We start from the raw sequence: 20,807 nt of genomic DNA on the forward strand, positions 1-20,807 counted from the left end.
TGCCCTAAAGTACGGGCCATGCGGTCGGGAGACCGGATGACCCACCATCCGGATACGGGGCTCCCGCAGCGCGTCGCCCTTGGTGTCCTGCTGCGGTCATTTCCGCCTGCCCACGTCGATCTGGTGCTGGACGCGGCCGATCGCCGTGAGCAGCGGCAACGCCTGCTGCCCGCGCGGCTCATGGTTTATTTCACGCTCGGAATGTGGATCTTCAAGGCGCTTTCCTACGAGCAGATCCTCGGGGAGATCCTGAGCAACGCGCCGGGTCTCGCGCTGCCCGGGGCCGTGGACGAACCGGCCAGCGCCGCCGCGATCGGCCGGGCCCGCCGGCGGCTCGGCGTGGAGCCGCTGCGGCTGCTGTTCGAACAGGCCGCGGGCACCTTCCCGCTCCCGGCCCCGGCGAGCTTCCGCGGGCTGCGGCCGCTCTGGCTGCGCCGGGTGGAGGTGGGCGTGCCGGCGACCCCGGCGAACCTCGCGGGCTTCGGCGGCTCGGCGCGCACCCGCATGAGTGTGCTGATCGAGGACTTCACCGGCCGGGTCATCTCGGCGGACGTGGCGGACGCGTCCGACCTGCCGGAACGGGTGTTCTCCGGCGTCGCGCTGGACGACAGCATGCTGATCATGGACGAGCGTCCGCTGAGCGCGCGGCTGTGGACGGCCGTGGAACGGCTCGGCGTCGAACAACTCTGGCCCCTCGAGGAACGACAGAAACCCGCGTCCGCCGGACGGCTGCCGGACGGCTCGACGCTCGCTAAGCTGACCGCGGACGACGGCTCGGAGCTGGTCGCGCGCGTCTTCGCCCGGCCGGGCGGCAGCCCGGCCCGGCTGGCCACCTCGATCCTCGACCACCGGCTCGCCCCGGCCGCCGAGCTCGCCGCCCTGTACGATGCGCGGCCGGCCGGCGCCGACTTCGACGCCATCGCGGCGCGCCGCGTCGGCGACGTGCTCGAACTGAGATCAAAGGACCCTGAAATGGTCAGGCAGGAGCTTTATGCAATGCTCTGCGTTCACCACGCGATCGGCGATCTCGTCAACAGCGTTCCGCCCCACCTAAGTCAGTAGTCGCGCGGTCTTGGCCGCCTATCTTCCCCTGTGCTCAAATACCGGTTACCCACACCGCCGAATTGTTTGCGAGGACTCACAGTGCGCGAGTCAGGCACCGCGGCGCGACGGCGGCGATGGAGGCTGCGCGACCTTCGGCTGCGCGCGAGGCTGGTCCTGCTCGTGCTGGTCCCGCTGGTCGCCGGCGTGGCGCTCGCCTCCGGGCGCGTGGTCAGCGAGAACGCCACGATCCGCTCCGAGAACGACCTCAACGGCCAGGCGCACGTCGCGCTGGCCATGGCAGGGCTCATCTACGCCGTCGAGGACGAGCGCGACCTGGTCGAGGTCTATCTCACCGACGGAGAGCAGAATTCTGATTTCACCGCGCTGACCAAGGCCGAGGCCGCCACCCAGGCGCGGATCTCCGACATCTACGCCCTTGTCGGGTCCAACTACACCTCCTCGCTGGCCGCGCTGCCCGACGCGACGCAGACCCTGATGCTGCGGGCCGAGGCCCGGCTCGGCGACCTGCCCACCCTGCGCACGTCGGTCACCAGCCTCGGCACCGGACGGCCGATCTACCAGGCGTACACGACGATCATCAGCGACCTGCTGAACTTCAGCGGCCAGCTGGCCACCGACACCACCGACCACGCGCTCGCCTCGTACGTCAGCAGTCTGGCTCTCGTCGAGCAGGTCGGGGAGCAGGCCTCTCAGGAGCGCGGCTACCTCGTCGGCATCCTCGGCGGCGGCGGGCAGCAGCTCGCGCAGCAGGAGGACCTGGTCCAGGCGCAGGCGCAGTACAACGGCACCCTGGCGACGATCAACGCCCAGGCGCCCGCGTCGATCGTCGACCTCTACCAGGCGGACGTCGGCGGCAACGCGACGGGAGCCGCCGACAGCACGGTCCAGCAGACCATCGACGCGGCGCTGCAGGACTTCCCGGTCAGCCAGATCGGCGCCTCCGACACCACGGCCTATGCCGACACCAGCACCAAGATCAATCAGATCCGCGCGATCGAGGCCGTCGTCGGCCAGGACATCATGGCCCGGACCTCCGCGCTGATCGCCTCCGCGCGGGACGACCTCTACCTCAACCTCGGGATCATCGTCGCGGTGCTGCTGCTGGCGTTCCTCGCCACGGCTGTCATCGCCCGCTCGATCAGCCGCCCGCTGCAGGTGCTGCGCACCTCCGCGCTGGACATCGCCGACGTGCGGCTGCCCGCCGTCATCGAGCGGCTGCGCGGCCCGGCGCGGGGGGAGCAGGCGACCGAAGTGCGCCCGATCCCGATCGACAGCACGAACGAGGTCGGCAGCGTGGCCCGCGCCTTCGACGAGGTGCACCACGCCGCCGTCCGCCTGGCGAGCGAACAGGCCATGTTGCGGGCCAGCGTGAACGCGGTCTTCACGAACCTGTCCCGGCGCAGCCAGACCCTCGTGGAACGGCAGCTCGCGCTGATCGACGACCTGGAGAGCGGCGAGCGCGAGCCCGGCCGGCTCGCCCAGCTGTTCCGGCTCGACCACCTCGCCACCCGGATGCGCCGCAACAACGAGAACCTGCTCGTGCTCGCGGGCGAGGAGTCGGCCCGCCGGTGGACCGAGGCGGTGCGGCTGGTGGACGTCGCCCGCGCCGCGGCCGCCGAGGTCGAGCACTACGAGCGGATCATCCTCGGCGAGGTCCCGCGCGTCGGCATCGTCGGCCAGGCCGCGCCCGACATCGCGCACCTCGTCGCGGAGCTGCTGGAGAACGCCACCGCCTTCTCCGCCCCGCACACCAAGGTCTGGATCGCCGCACGTGCCGCCGAAGACAACGGTGTCGTGCTGCGGATCGAGGACGCCGGCATCGGCATGAAGCCCGGCGAACTCGACGAGGCCAACGAGCGCATCGCCAACCCGCCGGTCGTCGACGTCTCCGTCGCGCGCCGGATGGGCCTCTACGTCGTCGGCCGGCTCGCCGCCCGCTACGGCATCTCGGTGCGGCTGGCCGAGTCGCAGGCCGGCGGAGTCGCGGCCCTGATCCACCTGCCGTTCCACCTGCTCACCCAGTCCCTCGGCGAGACGCTGAACGGCCGCAGCCAGGTGGACGACGAGTTCTACGCGCTCTCCCGGCAGTTCGCCCGCGCCGCGAACCAGGGCACGAACGTCGTCCGCGACCTGTCCGCGCTGCCGCTGCCCGAGCTCGAGGCCGAGGACACCGGCTGGTTTCAACCCTCGGAGGATCGCAAAAACGAGCCGGCCGAGGCGGAGCCGGTGCCGGAGCCGCCGCGGCCCGCGCCGCGGACCCAGTTCCCGCAGCGGCACGCGCGCCCCGAACCGCCGCCCCGCGTCGAGCCGCCGCCGGAGCCGGCGCCGCCGGAGCCGACGCCGATCTTCGAGGCGATCGAGTCCGAGTGGTTCCGCCGCCGCGAACAGGCCCGCGCCGCCGCCGAGGCCAGCCGCCAGGCCCCGCTCCGGCCGGAACCCTCCCCGGGGCCCGCCGCCCCGGCCCCGATGCCGCAGCGGCAGCCCTCAGCGCCCGCCGCGCCGTACGCCGCGCCCTTCCCGGCGCAGCAGCCCGCCCCGGCCCCGCCGTCCCCGTCTCAGGCCCCTGCCGCGGCGCAGCCGGCGCCGGCGTCCGCCGCGCCCGCCGACTGGAGCTCTCCGGCGGACGAGGGATGGCGGGCCGCGCGGGCCCTGGCCAACCCGGCCCAGGACGGCGTGACCCAGGCCGGGCTGCCGCGCCGCACCCCGCGCGCGAACCTGGTACCCGGACGGGCGGGCGGCACCGGCGCCGCGCGCGCCGTGCCCCCGCACAATCTGCGCCGTGACTCGTCCCCTGGCGGCCGGCCGTGACCAAGACCTGCCTCGAAACGTGGAGTGACGCATGGAAGAGCTGAGCCAGGCGGCGAAGGACCTCAACTGGCTGATCAACAATTTCGTCGACCAGGTGCCGAAGGTGGCGCACGCCATCGTGCTCTCCTCGGACGGCCTGGTCATGGCGTACTCGGACGGCCTGGCCAGGGACCGCGCCGACCAGCTCTCCGCCGTCGCCTGCGGGCTGGCCAGCCTCACCGTCGGCGCGGCCAAGATCTTCGACGGCGGCCCGGTCACCCAGACCATCGTCGAGATGAAGCGCGGCTTCCTGTTCGTCATGCAGATCAGCGACGGATCCGTCTTCGCGGTGATGGCAGCGCCGGAGTGCGATATGGGCCTGATCGGGTATCAGATGACTCTGGTCGTCGAGCGGACCGGGGACGTGCTCACCCCGACGCTGCGCGAGGAACTTCAGGCGTCGCTACCGAAAAGATAACCCGCGAGTCACTGTGCGTGACTGCGTCTGAACGATAATGTGACCACCGAGGCGGAGAGGGGAGACGGCCAGTGAATACGGACGGGTCTTCCCCCTTCGTACGCCCGTACGCGGTCACCGGCGGACGCACGGAGTCGTACGGGCCCCTCGCCATCGAGGCGCTGGTGCTGACCACCGCGCGCGGCCGCGAGGTGATGCACACCCTCGTGCCCGAGTACGAGGCGGTGTGCCGGACCTGCGCCGAGGTGAAGTCGGTGGCCGAGATCGCCGCCCTGCTCGGCGTGCCGCTCGGTGTCGCCGGAGTGGTCGTCGGCGACCTGGCCGAATACGGGCTCGTGGTCGTCGAGCCCACCGACGGGGACGCGGTGCCCGACATACAGTTGCTGGAAAGGGTGCTCAGTGGACTCGAGAACCTCTGAGGTGCGGATCACCTCGTCGAAGATCGTGGTGGCCGGCGGCTTCGGCGTCGGCAAGACCACGTTCGTCGGCGCGGTCTCCGAGATCGATCCGCTGACCACCGAGGCGGTGATGACCGCCGCCAGCCACGGGGTCGACGACCTGAGCGCGATCCCGGACAAGGTGGCGACGACCGTCGCGATGGACTTCGGCCGGATCAGCCTCGCCGAGGACCTGATCCTGTACCTGTTCGGCACCCCCGGCCAGAACCGCTTCTGGTTCATGTGGGACGACCTCTGCCGCGGCGCGATAGGCGCCGTGGTGCTCGTCGACACCCGGAGGCTGGCCGACTGCTTCTCGGCCATCGACTACTTCGACGACGCCCGGCTGCCGTACGTCATCGGCGTCAACGCGTTCCACGGCCTGCAGCCGCACGACATCGAAGACGTCCGCGAAGCTCTCGCCGTGCCCGCCCACGTCCCCGTGCTGCCCTGCGACGCGCGCAACCGCGAGTCCGTCAAGGCCGTCCTCGTCAAGCTCGTCCGGCACGCCATCTCGTCCGTCGCCGTCCAGGCCTGAGGCCCGGAGCCGCCGCGTTGCGTCGCGCGGCCCCGGGCCTCGTGGTCTGATCTCAGTGCTCTGTCTGACCTCAGTGCTCGACGAACAATCAGTGCTCGACGAACAACAGGCCGTGCGGGTTGGCGAAGCCGGAGCCGAAGGCGGTGACCTGGCCGGTGCTCAGGTTGACGGTGGCGAGGTTGCCTGGGATGACGGTCGAGTCGTTCGGCACGGCCGCGAAGGCCTCGCCGCGCTGGAACGGCCCGGTGACGGTGAGGATCTCGCCGAGGCCGTTGTCGACCACGAGGAGGGTGCCGCAGGGCTCGGTGGCGAAGGCGGAGTCGTCCACCTGGGTGCTGATGTGCAGGACCGTCGCCGTCTGGTGGCGGGAGTCGGGGTGGTGCAGGAAGATCAGCTCGCCGTCGCCCTGGCTGTCGAGCAGCACGTCGTTGCCGAAGCGCGGGACGGCCTGCGGAACGACCTCGCTGGAGTCGGGGTCTGACAGGTTCAGCGTCACCTGCTTGCCGGTGACGGCGTCGACCGCGGTCGAGTTGTCGTTCAATACGGGCTTGACCACCGCGGTGCCGCCGTCGAGCTCGGCCGTGTAGAGCGCCGGACCGCTGAAGGTCGTGCCGTTGGCGTCGGCCGACGGGTTCGAGGCGCTGAGGTAGATCACGCCGTTGCGGACGATGACCGAGTCGGTGCCGCCGCCGTGCGGGAGCGGGTTCTGGCTGTACTTGTAGTGCTTGATCTCCACTCTGCCGTCGCCGAGCGGCTTGATCGTGGAGAGGCCGCTGCTGCTGTCCTCGTTCGTGGTCGCGATCACGAAGTGGCGCTGCGCGTCGGCGCCGAGGCCGTCGACCTTGCCGGTGAGGCTCCAGCTGCCGAGCACCTTGCCCTGCAGCGTGTACTCGACGACGGCGCTCTTCGTGTTGCCGGTGGGCGACGGCTCGCCGTTCGGGCCGACGCCGTTCTGGTAGCCGACGAACACGTGGCCGTCGAGCTCGGTGATGTCGTCAGGGCCCGTCAGCTTGCCGCCCTTGGCGAAGACGGACGCGTGGAACCCCGCGGGCAGCTTGATCCCGGGGGCGGCGTTCGACGTGCCGGCGTTCGCGGTCGCGGCGCTCGCGCCCGTCGCGCCGGTGACCAGCGCGGTGGCGGAGAGCAGAGCGGTCGCGGCACCCGCGGCCGCGATCCGGGTACGGCGGCGCGCGTGACGCGCGGAGGTTGTGGAGGACATTCGCCCGACTCCTTCGAGAGTCCTTCTACAGCTTTGTCATAGGTGACTTCCGCTCGAACTCTGCTGCGCCGAGATGGCGGGCGGGCGCACGACACGGAAACTCCGGGCGGCCGGCTCGCCGGACTCTGGAAACGGATGCCGGAACCCGAACCCGGGTGAGCGCCCCGCCACCCTTCGTGGCCGTACGGTGTTCTTCCCCGCTGCGGTAGGGTGGCGGCCCGAACGGGGCAACGGGAGTAACGGGCGAAGGGCGCGAGGGATGGCGGACGCGGGGGAGCGGAGCGGCGGCGGAGACCTCGCGGTCATGGGCGGGCGGCCGTTGGGGCCGCAGGACCCGGCGATGGTCGGCCGCTACCGGATCCACGCACTGCTCGGCATCGGGGGCATGGGACGGGTCTACCTCGGCTGGGCGCCGAACCCGGGCTTCGGGCCGTCGCGCTCGGGGGCCTGGGTCGCGGTGAAGGTGATCAGGCCGGACCTGGCCGACGATCCGGAGTTCCGGCGCCGCTTCGCACGCGAGTTGGAGACCGTCGGGCGGGTGCGCACGCCGTACGCCGCGGCGCTCGTCCAGGGCGAGGCCGAGGCGCAGCAGCCGTGGATGGTCACCGAGTTCGTGCCGGGCATCTCCCTCGCCGACGCCGTGCAGCCGAATCGTCCGCTTCCCGCGGCCTCGGTCTGGCGGCTGGCCCACGACCTCGGGAACGCGCTCGTCGCCGTGCACCAGGCGGGCATCGTGCACCGCGACGTCAAGCCCTCCAACGTGATCCTCGGCACCGGCGGCGCGAAGATCATCGACTTCGGCGTGGCGCACGCCTCGGACCTGAGCCAGCTCACCGCGACCGGGATGAACGTCGGCACGCCAAGCTATATGGCCCCGGAACAAGCCAAGACGGGCGACGTCTCGCCGGCCTCGGACCTGTTCTCCCTCGGCGTGCTGCTGTATTTCGCGGCGACCAGCCGGCTGCCGTTCGGCGAGGGCGGTACCGCCGAGGTGCTCTTCCGCGTCGTGTACGAGGAGCCGGATCTCAGTGGGCTGAACAACGTCGAGCCGCAACTGCGCGACCTGGTGCTGCGCTGCATGGCGAAGGACCCGCTGCGGCGGCCCAACGCCGCCGGCGTGGTCGCGATGGCGCAGGCCGCGGCGAGCACCGGGGCGTGGTCGCCGAACGACGCAGTCCAGTGGCCGGAGGCGCTGGCCGCGCAGATCCACGAGCGGACCCTCGCCGCCGGACGCACCCTGCCGGACCCGTCGCTTCCCGAGCCGCCGGTCCTGTCGTCGGCCGACTCGGAGCCGACGGTGTTCACGGGCTCGGAGTCAACCGAGGGTAGGAAGCGGCACGGCGTGCTCGTCGCGACGATATCGGCGATCGCGGTGCTCGCTCTCGGCGTGACAGGTTACATCGTGTTGGAGCCGGGCTCGAGCACGTCGGTGAACGCGGAGAGCGCTCACCAGACGGGCAGCGCGACGGGCACGGTCTCGGGGACGGCGAGTCAGAGCGCTCGCTCGAGCGGCTCGGCATCGTCGTCGGCGTCCGGCAGCGTGTCAGGGTCGGCATCGTCGTCGGCGGCTACCGGCAGCCCTTCGGCGACGTCGGGCGCGTCCTCCGGCTCGAACTCGGGCGGGGGAGTCGGCAGCACTGGCAGCGCCACGCAGCAGACGACGGCCGCGACCACGACCAGCGCGCCGGCCTCCGCAACCACGTCGACGAGTTCCGCGGGCACGCCGAACAAGTACACGGCCGCCCAGGTCTGCGGCAGCGGATTCGTTTCCGTAGCCTCGCACGGCATCAGCGGCGCGACGGTCTACCTGCTCTACAACAACTCGACCGGCTACAACTGCGTGACCACGCTGGCGACGACCGTCAGCGGCAAGGTCTCCATGAGCGCGACACTCGATGTCCAGGGCGGCAGCACGGTCACCGATTCCGGAAGCTACACGTACTACGCCGGGCCGGAGAGGAAAGCCGCGTCCGGCAAGTGCGTCATGTACGGCGGCAGCTACAACGGTCAGTCGTGGAGCAGCGGTTCCTGGAACTACTGCGGCAGCTGAGAGAGCGCGCGCCCCTGCGCTCTCGCACCGCATCGTGGACGTGCGTTGACAGGCTGTGGCCGGGTCGTTTAGCTTCCTGAACAATCGGAGGTCACGGAACCCGGGGTGAACTGATGGAGCGTTTGACCTGCCGCAGGCACGTCGACTACGCCCGCGTCGAGAGCGCGCTCTGTTCGGCCTGAGGTCGTTCCCGAACGACTCGCGCCGCACGGTACCCCGGCGATTTCGAACCAGCCCCGCAACGCTCATGCTCTTCAGCGGAGACCTCCCATGCCCAGCCCTGCCTTGCCCACCTTGTCCCTGCGCGTCGCCGACGGCGGCCGACGGAGCGCGAGTGCGGCCGCCGTGCTGCGCGCGGTGCTCGAGGACGGACCGATCGCCCGCAGCACGGTCGCGCGTATCACCGGTCTGTCGCCCGCGTCGGTGACCGGGCACTGCAACGAGCTGACCGAGCTCGGTCTGCTGCGTGAGCTGCCGGATCAGGTCCGCTCGAACGGCGCCGGCCGCCCGCACATACCCGTGGACATCGACGTGACGCGGCACGTGGCAGCCGCCGTGCACATCGCCGTGCGGCTGACGACGACCGCGCTGCTCGATCTGCGCGGCCGGGTCATCGCCCGGCAACAGGCTCCGCATGATGCGACCGACCCGGCCACGATCGTGGACCGCGCCGCGCGGAGTATCGCAGAGCTGTACGCGGCGCACGGTGGCGACGCGCGGCTGCTCGGCGTCGGGGTGGCGACCGGCGGTTGGGTCGATCCCGAATCCGGCGTCGTGATGGACCATCCGCGGCTCGGCTGGTCGCTCGTGCCGCTGCGGGACCAGCTCAGCGAGCGCACGGGGCTGCCGGTCCACGTGGACGGTCACTCGCGCGCGCTGCTGCATGCCGAGGTGCTGTTCGGCGAGGCGAGCCGGGTCGGCAGCGTGCTGCACGTGTTCGTGGGCAACGTGGTCGACGCGGCGTTCGCCACGCGCGGAGAGGCGCACCACGGCTCGCGCGCGCAGGCCGGCGCGATCGCGCACTTTCCGGTCGAGGGCAGCCGCGAACCGTGCGCGTGCGGGCGGCTCGGCTGCCTCGAGGCCACCGTGTCGGAGCAGACCCTCACCCGCCGGGCGCACGAGCAGGGGATCGTCGACACGCCCGATATCAGGACCCTTTTCGAAGCCGCGCGGGACGGGAACGAGGCCGCGGTCGGCCTGTTCGTGGACCGCTCGCGGCTGGTCGGCCGGGCCGTGGCGCTGCTCATGGACGTGTTCGGGCCGGAGCGGGTCGTGGTCACCGATCCGACGCTGCCGTACCTGCCGCGCGCATTGAATGCTCTGCGCACAGCCGCGCGGGAAAACGTGCGCACGGTATGCGACGTCGACAGTGTATTGATGCCGACGAGTTTTCCCGGGCGGGTATTGGAGACGGCGGGCGGCGCGGTGCTGCTCGACGCGCTCTACCGGAATCCGCTGGGCACCATTAATTCAGAAGATTTGAATGTTGACATCGCGGGGCGGTTCCGGTGACCATGGAAAGCATGGACCGACACCACGTCAACCTGGTCAAGCGCCGGGTCATCGACCTCATGCGCGTGGGCCGCTCCTTCTGTTGCCGGTAGCCGACCGGATATTCCCGGGCCCGTCATCCGGGCCCTTCCCCCGCGTGTGATCCGCGTGTGATCCGCATGCGATCGAAGCGAAGTAAACGATTCATTCGCTCATAGCAGTTGCTTTCGCGCGCCCATTTTCGCCTATTGGACGCGTCGATGGCGGCTGCCCGGCTACCGAAGAATGAGGAACCCGCCGTGCCTGCCATTTCCAATCCCCGCATCGATCGAAGACTGCTGCTGCGCTCGGTGCTCGCCACCGGCGCCGCGCTCGGGCTGGGCTCCTGCGCCGCGCCGGGCTCGGGCGGCGCCAAGCTCGCGGCCGACGCGTCGCTGCCGAAGTCCATTCCCACCGGGACGAGCCTGTCCATCGCCTCCGCCCTCGGTGCCGAACAACTCCAACTGCAGCTCTCCGGCCTGATCAAGACCATTCCGTTCACGGTGTCGGGCTGGCCGAACCTCGGCGCGGGCCCGGACGTGCTCGCCGCGTTCCGCGCCGGCTCGCTCGACGTCGGAATCAATGCCGGAATCCCGCCGATCGAGGCGCACAACCAGGGCTACGAGACGCGGATCGTCGCGATCAACCTCACCCGCACCCCCACCTACGTGTTCGCGACGAAGCCGCACAGCACGATCGAGTCGGTCGACGACTTCCGCGGCAAGAGCCTGGCGTTCTCGCAGGGCCAGGCGCAGGGCGTCGTGCTGCTGCGTGCCCTGCAGAAGGCCGGAATCTCGTACAAGGACGTGAACCTGGTCAACCTGACGAGCGATCAGTTCCTTGTCGCGCTCGAGGCCGGCCAGGTGGACATCGCGCCGCTTGCGGTCAGCCAGTTGCCCAACTACCTCAACAGCTACGGCAAGGACGGCGCGCACTCCATCGACACGGATGTGGTCGACTACCTGACCCTGCTCTGGGCGCCGCTCTCCGTGCTCCAGGACTCCGCGAAAGCCGCCGCCATCGCCGCGTTCGTGCCGATCTGGGCCAAGGCGACCGTCTGGGTGCACGAGAACCCGGCCGACTGGGAGCAGGACTATTACGTCAAGACCCAGAGCATCTCCGCAGCGCAGGCCGAGCGCGTCGTCCAGCTGAGCCCGAAGCCCTGGTTCCCGACGAGCTGGGACTCCGCGATCGCCTGGGAGAAGCAGACCGTCGAGCTGCTCGCGGAGGGCGGCTTCATCAAGTCCTTCGACCCGACCGAACTGTTCGACCGCCGCTTCGAATCCCTCGCGGCGGCCGCGGTCCCGGCGACCTACCGGAGCTGATGGACATGGCAGACGTAGCACTCGACACCCGACTGGATACGCGTCCTGACACGCATCCGGACACCCGCCGGCGGGTACGGCGGCTCGGACCGGGAAAGCGCATCCCGTTCAGCCGCGGCATCGGCCCGCTGCTGCTGATCGCGGTCTGGGCCCTGGCCAGCGCGGCCGGACGGCTCGACCCGCGGGTCCTGCCCGCGCCCTGGTCCGTCGTCGACACCGGCTGGCAGCTCTGGCAGGCGGGCACGCTCGGGCCCGACCTCGCGATCTCCCTGCAGCGCGCGGCCGAGGGCTTCGCGATCGGCCTCGTCGCGGGAGTCGTGCTGGCGCTGCTGGCCGGGCTCAGCCGGGTCGGCGCCGCGATCATCGACGGCAACGTGCAGATCAACCGGGCTTTGCCGATCCTCGGCATGATCCCGCTGTTCATCCTCTGGCTGGGCATCGGCGAGACATTCAAGATCTCGATCATCGCCATCGCCGTCTACATCCCGATCTACATCAACACCTCCTCGGCCCTGGCGGCGATCGACCGGCGCTTCGTCGAGCTCGCCGAGACGCTCGGCCTCAGCCGCTGGGAGTTCCTCCGCCAGGTCGTCATCCCGGGCGCGCTGCCCGGCTTCTTCACCGGGCTGCGGCTCGGCGTGACCAGCGCCTGGCTGGCGCTCGTCGTGGTCGAGGAGGTCAACGCCACCAGCGGCCTCGGCTACCTGATGTACCAGCAGGCCACCTACGGGCTGATCGACAGCGTCGTGGTCGGCCTGGCCATCTACGGGATCTGGGGCTTCGCCTCGGACCTGATCGTCCGTCTCATCGAAAGGAGGGTCCTGTCATGGCGGCGCACCCTGGCGGACTGACCGTCAGCAGGCTGACGCGCGGCTTCGGCGAGCGCACCGTGCTGCACGACATCGACCTGGAGATCCCGCAGGGCCAGTTCGTCGCCCTGGTCGGGCGTAGCGGCTCCGGCAAGTCCACGCTGCTGCGGGCGATCGCCGGGATCGACCACGAGGTCCAGGGCGACGGCCGGATCCTCGCCCCGGAACGCGTGTCAGTGGTCTTCCAGGACTCCCGGCTGCTGCCGTGGCGCCGGGTGCTGGCGAACGTGCTGCTCGGCCTGCCCAGGCGCGGACCGCGGGGCCGCGCGGCCGGGGACCGGGCCGGCGCGGCGCTCGCCGAGGTCGGACTCGCCGGCCGGGAGGACGCGTGGCCCAACCAGCTCTCCGGCGGCGAGGCGCAGCGTGCGGCGCTGGCCAGGTCGCTCGCCCGCGAACCGGAACTGCTGCTGGCCGACGAGCCGTTCGGCGCGCTCGACGCGCTGACCAGGATCAAGATGCACGCGCTGCTGCGCGAGCTGTGGGAGCGCCACGGGCCGTCCGTGCTGCTGGTCACGCACGACGTGGACGAGGCCGTACTTCTCGCCGACCGAGTGCTCGTGCTCGAAGAAGGCCGGTTCTGCCTGGACCTGCCGATCGACCTGCCACACCCGCGGTCGTCTCGCGACGAACGCCTGGCCGCGTACCGGGAGCAGCTGCTGACCGCGCTCGGCGTGGAGCAGGAGCCGGTACTCGAGGAGATCACTTCATGACCAGAACCCTGCATCTCAATGCCTTCCTGATGAGTACCGGCCATCACGAGGCCTCGTGGCGGCTGCCGGAGAGCGATCCGCGCGCCAACACCGACATCGAGCACTACAAGGCGCTCGCCCGCACCGCCGAGCGCGGCACCTTCGACTCGCTGTTCCTCGCCGACAGCCCGGCGCTGTGGGGCGACGTCTCGCACCGCCCGGCCGGGGTGATCGAGCCGCTCACGCTGCTGACCGTGCTGGCCACGGTCACCGAGCACGTCGGCCTGATCGCCACCGCGTCCACCACGTACAACGACCCGTACAACCTCGCCCGGCGCTTCGCCTCGCTGGACCACGTCTCGGGCGGCCGGGCCGGGTGGAACATCGTCACCACCGCCGGTCCCGCCGCCGCGCGCAACTTCGGCCTCGAGGACGCGCCGGCCCATGCCGAGCGGTACGAGCGGGCCGCCGAGTTCACCGAGGTCGCGCTGCGGCTGTGGGACAGCTGGGCCGAGGACGTGTACGTCGGGGACAAGGAACTCGGCGTCTGGGGCGACCAGCGCAAGATCCGGCCGCCGCAGCACACGGGTCGGTACTACTCGGTCGAGGGCGCGCTGAACATCCCGCGCTCGCCGCAGGGCCATCCGCTGCTCGTGCAGGCGGGATCGTCCGAGGACGGCAAGGACTTCGCCGCCCGGCACGCGGAGGCCGTCTTCACCGCGCAGCAGACCCTCGCCGAGGGCCGTGCGTTCTACGCCGACCTCAAGGCCCGCACGTTCGCCGCCGGCCGCGATCCCGAGCACATCAAGATCCTGCCCGGCCTGGTCCCGGTCATCGGATCCACCGAGGCCGAGGCGCGCGCCCGGGACGCCGAACTCGCGGAGCTCATCACCTACGAGCACGGCCGACGGCACCTGTCCGCGCTGCTCCAGGTGCCGGTCGAGCAGCTCGGACTCGATGCGCGGCTGCCCGCGGACCTGCCGCCGGTCGAGCTGATCAACGGCGCGCAGAGCAGGTACGAGCTCATCGTCGAACTGGCCCGCCGGGACAGGCTCACCGTCCGGGAGCTGATCGGCCGGCTCGGCGGCGGACGCGGCCACCGCACCTTCGCCGGCACGCCGGAGCAGATCGCCGACGAGATCGAGTCCTGGTTCACCGGCGGCGCGGCGGACGGCTTCAACATCATGCCGCCCGTGCTGCCCTCCGGCCTCGAACTGTTCGTCGACGAGGTCGTGCCGATCCTGCGCGGCCGCGGCCTGTTCCGCACCGAGTACGTCCCCGACCAGACCCTCAGGGCCCGCTACGGCCTCGAGGCCCCGCACCGCACCCCGGTCAGCGTTTAAAGAAAGGTATTGTCATGTCTGTCAGCAGCGAAGTCACCACGCCCGTTCAGCTGGGCATTCAGAAGGTCACCGCCCGGATCGGCGCCCGCGTCACCGGCGTCGACATCGCGCGGGAGCTCGACCCCGACACGGTCGCCGCGATCCGCGCCGCGCTCAACGAGCACAAGGCGCTGGTCTTCGACGCCACCGGCCTGGACGACGAGGGCCAGCAGCGCTTCGTCCGCCACTTCGGCGAGCTGACCACGGCGCACCCGACCGTGTCGTCCGTCGAGGGCGCGCCGAACATCCTGCCCGTGGACAGCGAGCGCGGCGGCCGGGCCAACCACTGGCACACCGACGTCACCTTCGTCGTCAACCCGCCGCAGCTCAGCACGCTGCGCAGCATCACCATCCCGCCGTACGGCGGCGAGACGCTGATCGCCAGCTCGGCCGGCGCCTACCGGGACCTGCCGCAGCCGCTGCGCGCCTTCGCGGACACGCTGCGCGCCGTGCACACCAACGTCTACGACTACGCCGTACCCGACGAGGCCCGCGGCGACCACTACGCGGAGCAGCGCAAGCTCTTCCAGCGCATCAAGTTCGAGACCGTGCACCCGGTGGTGCGCGTACACCCGCTGACCGGTGAGCGCGGCCTGTTCATCGGCGGCTTCGCGCAGCGGATCGTCGGTCTGTCCGCGACCGAGTCCCGCAAGATCCTGGACATCTTCCAGGCCTACGTCACCAGGCCGGAGAACATCCTGCGCTGGCGCTGGTCGCCGAACGAGCTCGTGCTCTTCGACAACCGCATCACCCAGCACTACGCCGTCGACAACTACGACGACCAGCCGCGCCGCCTGCACCGCGTCACCGCCGCCGGGGACATCCCGGTCGGGATCGACGGGCAGCGCAGCTACTCGATCGAGGGCGACGCCTCGCACTACACGAGCGTCACCGAGGTCGAGGCGCTGATCGCGGCCGGCTGACCTGCAAGGGCGCCGCGAGCTAGCAGCTCAGGACGCGTCAGGCCGTCACGCTCTGGTGGCCCGGCGCGCTCCGGCCTTTCTGCGCCGACCGAGCCCGCGCCGGGCGAGCGGCCCGATCTCGTACGCGGGGGAGAGCAGCAGCACGGCGCTGAAGACGATGACCAGCCAGAGGCGTATCTGCCCGAGCATGGTCGCGTTCGAGATGAAGATCGGGGATATCGCGAGGGCCGCCCCCGTGATGAGCGTCCACATCGGCCACGGTCTGCGCAGGCCGAGGGTGTCCCACATGAGCGCCCCGAGCAGGACCCCGGATGTGTAGTACGCGTACACGCCGGGGTCCAGCACTATTCGCGCCCCGACGCCGAGCAGGATGATCGCGGGCCAGCGGTGCCGCCACACCGCGATCCCGCCGAGAAGGCAGCCGAGCCCGATCTGCGCCATCCGGTCCCACTTCGGCGTGCCCGCGTCGGCCACGCCGAGCGCGCGCAGCGAGGAGGACGGCTCGTTGGGGATGGTGAACGCCGACGCGGCCGTCAGCATGTGCGGGTTCGCGATGACGAACGGCAGCCAGGCGACGAGCACGGTGGCTCCGGTCCACACCGCCACGTGACCCCGCATGAACCGCGGAACCGTGAGGATCAGCGCCAGGAACACCAGCGCCCAGGGCTTCGAGTCCACCGACAGGCCGAGGCAGAGCCCGGCGAGCGCGGGGATGTTCGCGGTCAGCGCCCACACCGCGAGCGTGACCAGGGTCAGCGCCAGCACGTCGTCGAGGTGGCCGATGCCCACGCTCAGATCGGTCCAGCCGATCATGAAGATGCCGCCGCCGATGAGCATCGTCCGGTCCAGCCGCCTGGTGTGGACCAGGTCCGGCCGCATCGCCTCGGCGATCCGCTCGAGGCAGTAGAGCACGACCAGGCCGAGCACGGTCATGAACGCCTCGGCCGCGTGCACCCCGTTCCCCCCGCCGAGGTGCCGCAGCCCCTCGGCCAGCGCGAACGTGAACGGGCCTATCTGCAGCTGCGGATAGTTGGCGTAGAGCTCGAGGCCGCCGGCCGGCTGCCCGGCCTTGGCGCCGTGGAACAGCAGCGTGCTGCCCTGCACGAAGTAGTGCCAGGAGAAGCCGCCCGAGACGCTGAAGTACAGCCCCCAGAACCCGCTCCATACCGCGAGGATCGCCAGCCGCCGCCGCCGGCTGCGCCCGTTGCCCTCGGGTTCGTCGTCCACGTCCACCGGCGGCTCCGCAAACGGTCCGGCACCCGAGCCTTCCGGCGCGAGCACACGCGAGCTCTGCGACAAGACTCCGGCTCCGTTCCCTTTCCCGGCACGCCGCTTTCGACGCCCACGATCACCCTAGACGATGAGAGAACGCTGAAGGGAACCTGATCTGCTCCCGCTTCTGTCATGAATGCGTTACGGTTCCGTGCTGGAGTTGTCTCCGGGTAATGGGTTGCTCAAGTCCGGCGCGGCCGTACCCGCGGCCGCGGTAGCGGCTGCGACTCCGGCTCAGCCGACGTCGCTGGTCTCGGGGGCGTCGGCGGCTTCGGCGGTCTCGGCGGTCTCGGTGGATGCGTCGGCCAACGACGCGTCGGCCGCGGAGCCCTTGAACACCCACAACGGGAACGCGAAGTAGCTCGCGATGCCCACCACTCCCGAGGCGAGCGCCTTCCCGATCCGATAGTCGATGCCGATCGCCTGCAGCGCGGGCACCAGAGTCGCCGTCACCAGGAGCCCGATGACGACCACGACGACGTAGCGCACGAGGGCCACCCGCGGCCGCGCCCCCTCGGACGCCTGCTCGAAGACCCACTGCCGACTCGCGACGAAGTTCACCAGGGCGGCGACCGCGTACGCGATGGCGGTGTCGATGCCCAGCGGCATGCGGGTCGAGGTGCGCAGCAGTATCAGACAGCCCTCGTCCAGCGTGAACGTGCCGAGACCCACCGCGCAGAAGCGCGCTATCTCGGCGAGCCGCTCGCGCGTGGCCCACCCCGTGACGTTCATCGCCGCAGCCTTCCCTCCGCCGAACCCACCGTTCGGATCCTATGCGACGAGGGACACCTGAGGCGTTCCCGCGGAGTTCACGTTCCCGCTGTTCACCGAGTCGGCCGATCTTCGCGTCACGCCGTTCACGGGAACGACCCGCGCCGTGCCCGACACTATGCTCAGTCCCCTGAGCCATCGCAGACGGGTACCGTCTCAGCTCCCCAGCAAGGATGGAGCGACATGTCCCTCGCTGCAGCACCAGCCGACTTCCCCGACCGCCCCGGCGCGCCGGTCGTACCCGGGGTCCCGGACGGCCCTGACGTGCCCGGCGTCGTCGGCGTCCCCGGCGGGCAGCCGCTGTCCCCCAAGCCGCTGCTGGACGCCCCGCAGAATCTGGCGGCCGCGATCGCCATGTGGGTCTTCGTCGTCGGCCCGGTGGCGTGCCTGCTGATCGTGGTGCCCTTCGCCTGGGGCTGGGGTGTGACCCCGTTCGACATCGGGCTCGCGGCGGCCTGCTACGTCGTATCAGGCCTCGGCGTCACGGTCGGTTTCCACCGCTGCTTCACCCATCGCGCGTTCAAGGCCAAGCGCCCGCTGCGCATCGCCCTCGCGGTCGCGGGCTCGCTGGCCGTCGAGGGCTCGCCGGTGCAGTGGGTCGCCAACCACCGCCGCCACCACGCGTACGCCGACCGCGAGGGCGACCCGCACTCGCCGTGGCGCTACGGCACCTCCGCGGGCGCGCTGCTCAAGGGCCTGCTGCACGCCCACATCGGCTGGATGCTGCGCCGCGAGTTGAGCAACCGCGCCAGGTTCGCCCCCGACATCGCCGAGGACAAGGACCTCAAGGTCGTCGGCCGCCTCTTCGGCCCGCTCACCGTGGTCTCGCTGCTCGGCCCCGCCGCGCTCGGCTGGCTGGTGACCGGCGGCTGGCAGGGCGCGCTCGAGGCGTTCTTCTGGGCCGGCATCATGCGCATGGCGCTGCTGCACCACATCACCTGGTCGGTGAACTCCGTCTGCCACGTCGTCGGCAAGCGCCCCTTCGCCGTCCGCGACCGCGCCACCAACTTCTGGCCCCTCGCCATCATCTCCTTCGGCGAGAGCTGGCACAACTCCCACCACGCCGACCCCACCTCCGCCCGCCACGGCGTCCTCCCCGGCCAGATCGACCCCTCCGCCCGCCTCATCTGGGTCTTCGAGCGCCTCCGCTGGGCCCACGACGTCCACTGGCCACGCACCGACCGAATGAGCGCCAAGCTCCAGGCCTGATCAAGGTATTCGAGGCCTGCGGTTCGGTGGGGTAGCCGCTTCAGCCCGGTGGTTCGGCTGTGGTGTGCGGGTGGTCGGTGCCTCGTGCCGCGGGGTCCGGTTGGCGGGGGAGGGCGAGGTGTCCGCGCCCCACCCACCCACCCGCCCCGCGCCCGGCTATCAGCGTGGTGGGGTCGCGTCGGCGGCTCCGCGGGCCGCTACTGTGCCGCCATGACCAGTGGGCCGTCGCGTCCGACTACGCCCGAGCCCGCGTGCCGTCCGGGAAATCGATGGTCGGGTGCTTGGGTGAATGCCTAGGGTGTCGTTCATGGCGACACCTTTGCTGTTCTGCTGTGATCCATTGAATCCGCGGCGGGTAGACGAGCATTTCGCGCCAGAGGCGCGGGAAGTGCGGGAGCGCGGGGGCGTTGTGGCTTTGATCGATCACGATGCCTTGCTGCGTGGAGAAGTCGAGCGTGCGGTCGAACGTGTTCCGGTCGGGTTGGGCCCGGCCTGGTACCGCGGCTGGATGATTCCTAGTGACCTCTACGCTGCCCTGGCTCTGGCTCTGGATGACCGGGGTGCTGGCCTGCTGGTCGGTTCCGACCAGTACCGGACCGCCCACGAGCTGCCGGGCTGGTATCCGCTGTTCGCTGAGCTGACGCCCCTGAGTGCATGGAGCGCGTCGGGAGCAGGACAGGTACCGGAAGGGCACGTTCTCGCCTCGCTCGCCAGCGGGTTGCGGCCGGGGCCGGGCATCGTGAAGGACTATGTGAAGTCGCGCAAACACGAGTGGGATGAGGCATGCTTCATTTCTGATCTCTCGGACGCGGCGGTGGTGGCCAGGATCGTGTGCAGGTTCGTGGAACTGCAGGGCGAGTATCTCGCTGGTGGCATCGTGCTGCGCGAGTTCGAACCGTTTGCAAGGCCGCAGTCGGTTTCCGCGGAGGTGCGCGTGTGGTGGCTCGATGGGCGGGCCCGGCTGGTGACGCCGCATCCGGACAGCGCGTACCGACGTGGTCTGGTTCCCGAGCTCGGCCATGTCGAGGAGGCGGTACGGAGTTTGGGCTGCCGCTGGGTCACCACGGATGTGGCACTGCGCTCCGACGGGGTGTGGCGTGTCGTCGAGGTCGGGGATGGTCAGGTCAGTGACCTGCATGCCTCGATTGACCCGGGAGACCTGGTCAGCTTGCTGCTGGCGGCGTGACTTCACAGGTTTCTGAGATACCGCGTGCTGCTGTGGATCACGTCGCATCTGAGTTGGTCAGGCCTGCGCGTCACCGGGCGGACTGGGGGTCGGGGCGCGATGATGGTGTTAGTGGTGAACAGTTCCTGCTAGGCGAAGGAGACTGGGCATGCCGAAATTCGTCACCATCGGGTACGGGGATCGGGACGGGTACGAGCGCACCGACGCGGCGGTGCGGGACGCGGCGCATGCGCATGATGCTCGGCTGCGTGCGGCGGGGGCGGAGATGGGGATCGCGGAGGCACCTGTGCAGGTGCGCAACCATGATGGCGCTGGTGTGAACGTGGAGGGCGGAGCGTTCATGTCGTCGGCCCTGCCGGTTGCCGGGTTCATGGTCGTCGAGGCGGCGACGCTGGAGGAGGCTGTCGAGCTCGTGTCAAAGTCGCCCTGTGCCGTCGCTCAGGGGGTTGTCGAAGTCTGGCCGCTGCGGGAGACGCCGTGAGGGAGTTTCGGCGTCCGTTTGGGTGGAGATCTCGAGCTTGCGGGTGAGGCGGTAGGCGGCGTAGAGGGGGATCGCGCCGATGACGCCGAAGGAGCTGTCGACGGCGATCCACCAGAGGGGGATGTGGCGCAGCGGGGCGCAGATCAGGGCGAGGGGGATTACTCCGGCGCAGGCGATGAGGCCGAACTTCAGGACCCAGATATTGCGTACGGGCTCGCGGTAGGGGCCCCAGAACGCGACGGCGATGGCGAGGTGGCCGAAGGCGAGCCAGTCGGTGCCGTAAGCGACGTAGGGGTGGCGCGCGTACGTGTCGGTGAGGCCGACGGTGACCTCGTCGATCCAGGTGGTCAGGAACGTGAGGTGGCGGGCGACGGGCCAGGCCGCGCCGTGCAGCAGGCGGTCGAGGGCGCGGGCCTCGATGCCGAGGGGGAACGCCGTGACGCCGCTCAGGATCAGGCCGACGACGAAGACGACGATCAGGGCGCGGATTCTGCGCAAGGCCGCGGATTCGGTCATGGGGTGATGTTAAGGACTGCCGTACGTTCCTAGAGGGTGGTGGGTTCAGGGTCTTCACCAGCTCTTCACGGCGTTCACCG

19 protein-coding genes are annotated in these 20,807 nt (G+C 70.5%); 15 read left to right on the forward strand and 4 right to left on the reverse strand.

The window, feature by feature from the left end; translation table 11 throughout:
- Positions 1 to 18: 18 nt before the first annotated feature.
- The 5 genes from VG296_RS11670 (at position 19) to VG296_RS11690 (ending at position 5,305) form a co-directional block, all read left to right on the forward strand.
- A complete protein-coding gene (locus VG296_RS11670) occupies positions 19 to 1,062 on the forward strand; it encodes a transposase domain-containing protein (protein WP_325565677.1) in 1,044 nt (347 codons plus the stop codon).
- 81 nt (positions 1,063 to 1,143) lie between these two features.
- Positions 1,144 to 3,873: a nitrate- and nitrite sensing domain-containing protein gene (locus tag VG296_RS11675; RefSeq protein WP_325565678.1), complete on the forward strand. Its 2,730-nt coding sequence runs from the start codon at positions 1,144 to 1,146 to the stop codon at positions 3,871 to 3,873.
- A gap of 40 nt (positions 3,874 to 3,913) precedes the next feature.
- Positions 3,914 to 4,330 (forward strand): roadblock/LC7 domain-containing protein, encoded by a 417-nt coding sequence (locus tag VG296_RS11680; RefSeq protein ID WP_325565779.1) that lies wholly within the window; start codon positions 3,914 to 3,916, stop codon positions 4,328 to 4,330.
- 71 nt (positions 4,331 to 4,401) lie between these two features.
- Positions 4,402 to 4,749, forward strand: a complete 348-nt coding sequence (locus tag VG296_RS11685; protein WP_325565679.1) for a DUF742 domain-containing protein — start codon at positions 4,402 to 4,404, stop codon at positions 4,747 to 4,749.
- Positions 4,730 to 5,305 carry a GTP-binding protein gene (locus VG296_RS11690; RefSeq protein WP_349259527.1) on the forward strand — a complete coding sequence of 192 codons (576 nt, stop codon included), beginning with the start codon at positions 4,730 to 4,732 and terminating at the stop codon, positions 5,303 to 5,305. The genes VG296_RS11685 and VG296_RS11690 overlap by 20 nt, the downstream gene beginning before the upstream one ends.
- A gap of 88 nt (positions 5,306 to 5,393) precedes the next feature.
- Here VG296_RS11690 and VG296_RS11695 read toward each other — a convergent pair whose 3' ends face one another.
- A complete protein-coding gene (locus VG296_RS11695; RefSeq protein WP_325565680.1) occupies positions 5,394 to 6,524 on the reverse strand; it encodes a hypothetical protein in 1,131 nt (376 codons plus the stop codon).
- Between the two features lie 259 nt (positions 6,525 to 6,783).
- Here VG296_RS11695 and VG296_RS11700 point away from each other — a divergent pair, with 259 nt between their 5' ends.
- The 7 genes from VG296_RS11700 (at position 6,784) to VG296_RS11730 (ending at position 15,292) form a co-directional block, all read left to right on the forward strand.
- Positions 6,784 to 8,574, forward strand: a complete 1,791-nt coding sequence (locus VG296_RS11700) for a serine/threonine-protein kinase (protein WP_325565681.1) — start codon at positions 6,784 to 6,786, stop codon at positions 8,572 to 8,574.
- Between the two features lie 270 nt (positions 8,575 to 8,844).
- A complete protein-coding gene (locus tag VG296_RS11705) occupies positions 8,845 to 10,086 on the forward strand; it encodes an ROK family transcriptional regulator (RefSeq protein WP_325565682.1) in 1,242 nt (413 codons plus the stop codon).
- 278 nt (positions 10,087 to 10,364) lie between these two features.
- Positions 10,365 to 11,429 carry an ABC transporter substrate-binding protein gene (locus VG296_RS11710; protein ID WP_325565683.1) on the forward strand — a complete coding sequence of 355 codons (1,065 nt, stop codon included), beginning with the start codon at positions 10,365 to 10,367 and terminating at the stop codon, positions 11,427 to 11,429.
- A gap of 5 nt (positions 11,430 to 11,434) precedes the next feature.
- Entirely contained in the window at positions 11,435 to 12,280 is an 846-nt protein-coding gene (locus VG296_RS11715; protein WP_325565684.1) for an ABC transporter permease, read from the forward strand.
- On the forward strand, positions 12,256 to 13,008 hold the full coding sequence (locus tag VG296_RS11720) for an ABC transporter ATP-binding protein (RefSeq protein ID WP_325565685.1): 753 nt from the start codon (positions 12,256 to 12,258) through the stop codon (positions 13,006 to 13,008). The genes VG296_RS11715 and VG296_RS11720 overlap by 25 nt, the downstream gene beginning before the upstream one ends.
- Positions 13,005 to 14,330, forward strand: coding sequence for an LLM class flavin-dependent oxidoreductase (locus VG296_RS11725; RefSeq protein WP_325565686.1), 1,326 nt, complete (start codon positions 13,005 to 13,007; stop codon positions 14,328 to 14,330). The genes VG296_RS11720 and VG296_RS11725 overlap by 4 nt, the downstream gene beginning before the upstream one ends.
- 14 nt (positions 14,331 to 14,344) lie before the next feature.
- The gene (locus tag VG296_RS11730; protein ID WP_325565687.1) at positions 14,345 to 15,292 is read left to right on the forward strand and encodes a TauD/TfdA family dioxygenase; all 948 of its coding nucleotides are present in this window, start codon (positions 14,345 to 14,347) and stop codon (positions 15,290 to 15,292) included.
- A gap of 45 nt (positions 15,293 to 15,337) precedes the next feature.
- On the opposite strand, the gene VG296_RS11735 is transcribed toward VG296_RS11730, so the two are convergent.
- A complete protein-coding gene (locus VG296_RS11735; protein ID WP_325565688.1) occupies positions 15,338 to 16,591 on the reverse strand; it encodes a hypothetical protein in 1,254 nt (417 codons plus the stop codon).
- Positions 16,592 to 16,798: 207 nt separating this feature from the next.
- A complete protein-coding gene (locus VG296_RS11740) occupies positions 16,799 to 17,296 on the reverse strand; it encodes a GtrA family protein (protein WP_325565689.1) in 498 nt (165 codons plus the stop codon).
- Positions 17,297 to 17,689: 393 nt separating this feature from the next.
- Between VG296_RS11740 and VG296_RS11745 the strand changes: the two genes are divergently transcribed.
- The 3 genes from VG296_RS11745 (at position 17,690) to VG296_RS11755 (ending at position 20,211) form a co-directional block, all read left to right on the forward strand.
- Positions 17,690 to 18,544, forward strand: a complete 855-nt coding sequence (locus tag VG296_RS11745) for an acyl-CoA desaturase (protein WP_349259529.1) — start codon at positions 17,690 to 17,692, stop codon at positions 18,542 to 18,544.
- A 307-nt stretch (positions 18,545 to 18,851) separates the two neighbouring features.
- Positions 18,852 to 19,730 carry an ATP-grasp domain-containing protein gene (locus VG296_RS11750; protein WP_325565691.1) on the forward strand — a complete coding sequence of 293 codons (879 nt, stop codon included), beginning with the start codon at positions 18,852 to 18,854 and terminating at the stop codon, positions 19,728 to 19,730.
- A gap of 148 nt (positions 19,731 to 19,878) precedes the next feature.
- Complete coding sequence (locus VG296_RS11755; protein WP_325565692.1) at positions 19,879 to 20,211, forward strand: YciI family protein; 333 nt, start codon at positions 19,879 to 19,881, stop codon at positions 20,209 to 20,211.
- On the opposite strand, the gene VG296_RS11760 is transcribed toward VG296_RS11755, so the two are convergent.
- Positions 20,146 to 20,727, reverse strand: coding sequence for a hypothetical protein (locus VG296_RS11760; RefSeq protein WP_325565693.1), 582 nt, complete (start codon positions 20,725 to 20,727; stop codon positions 20,146 to 20,148). The two genes, VG296_RS11755 and VG296_RS11760, sit on opposite strands and share 66 nt — an antisense overlap.
- Positions 20,728 to 20,807 lie beyond the last annotated feature (80 nt).

The organism is Actinospica sp. (assembly GCF_035552695.1).
Classification (GTDB): domain Bacteria; phylum Actinomycetota; class Actinomycetes; order Streptomycetales; family Catenulisporaceae; genus Actinospica.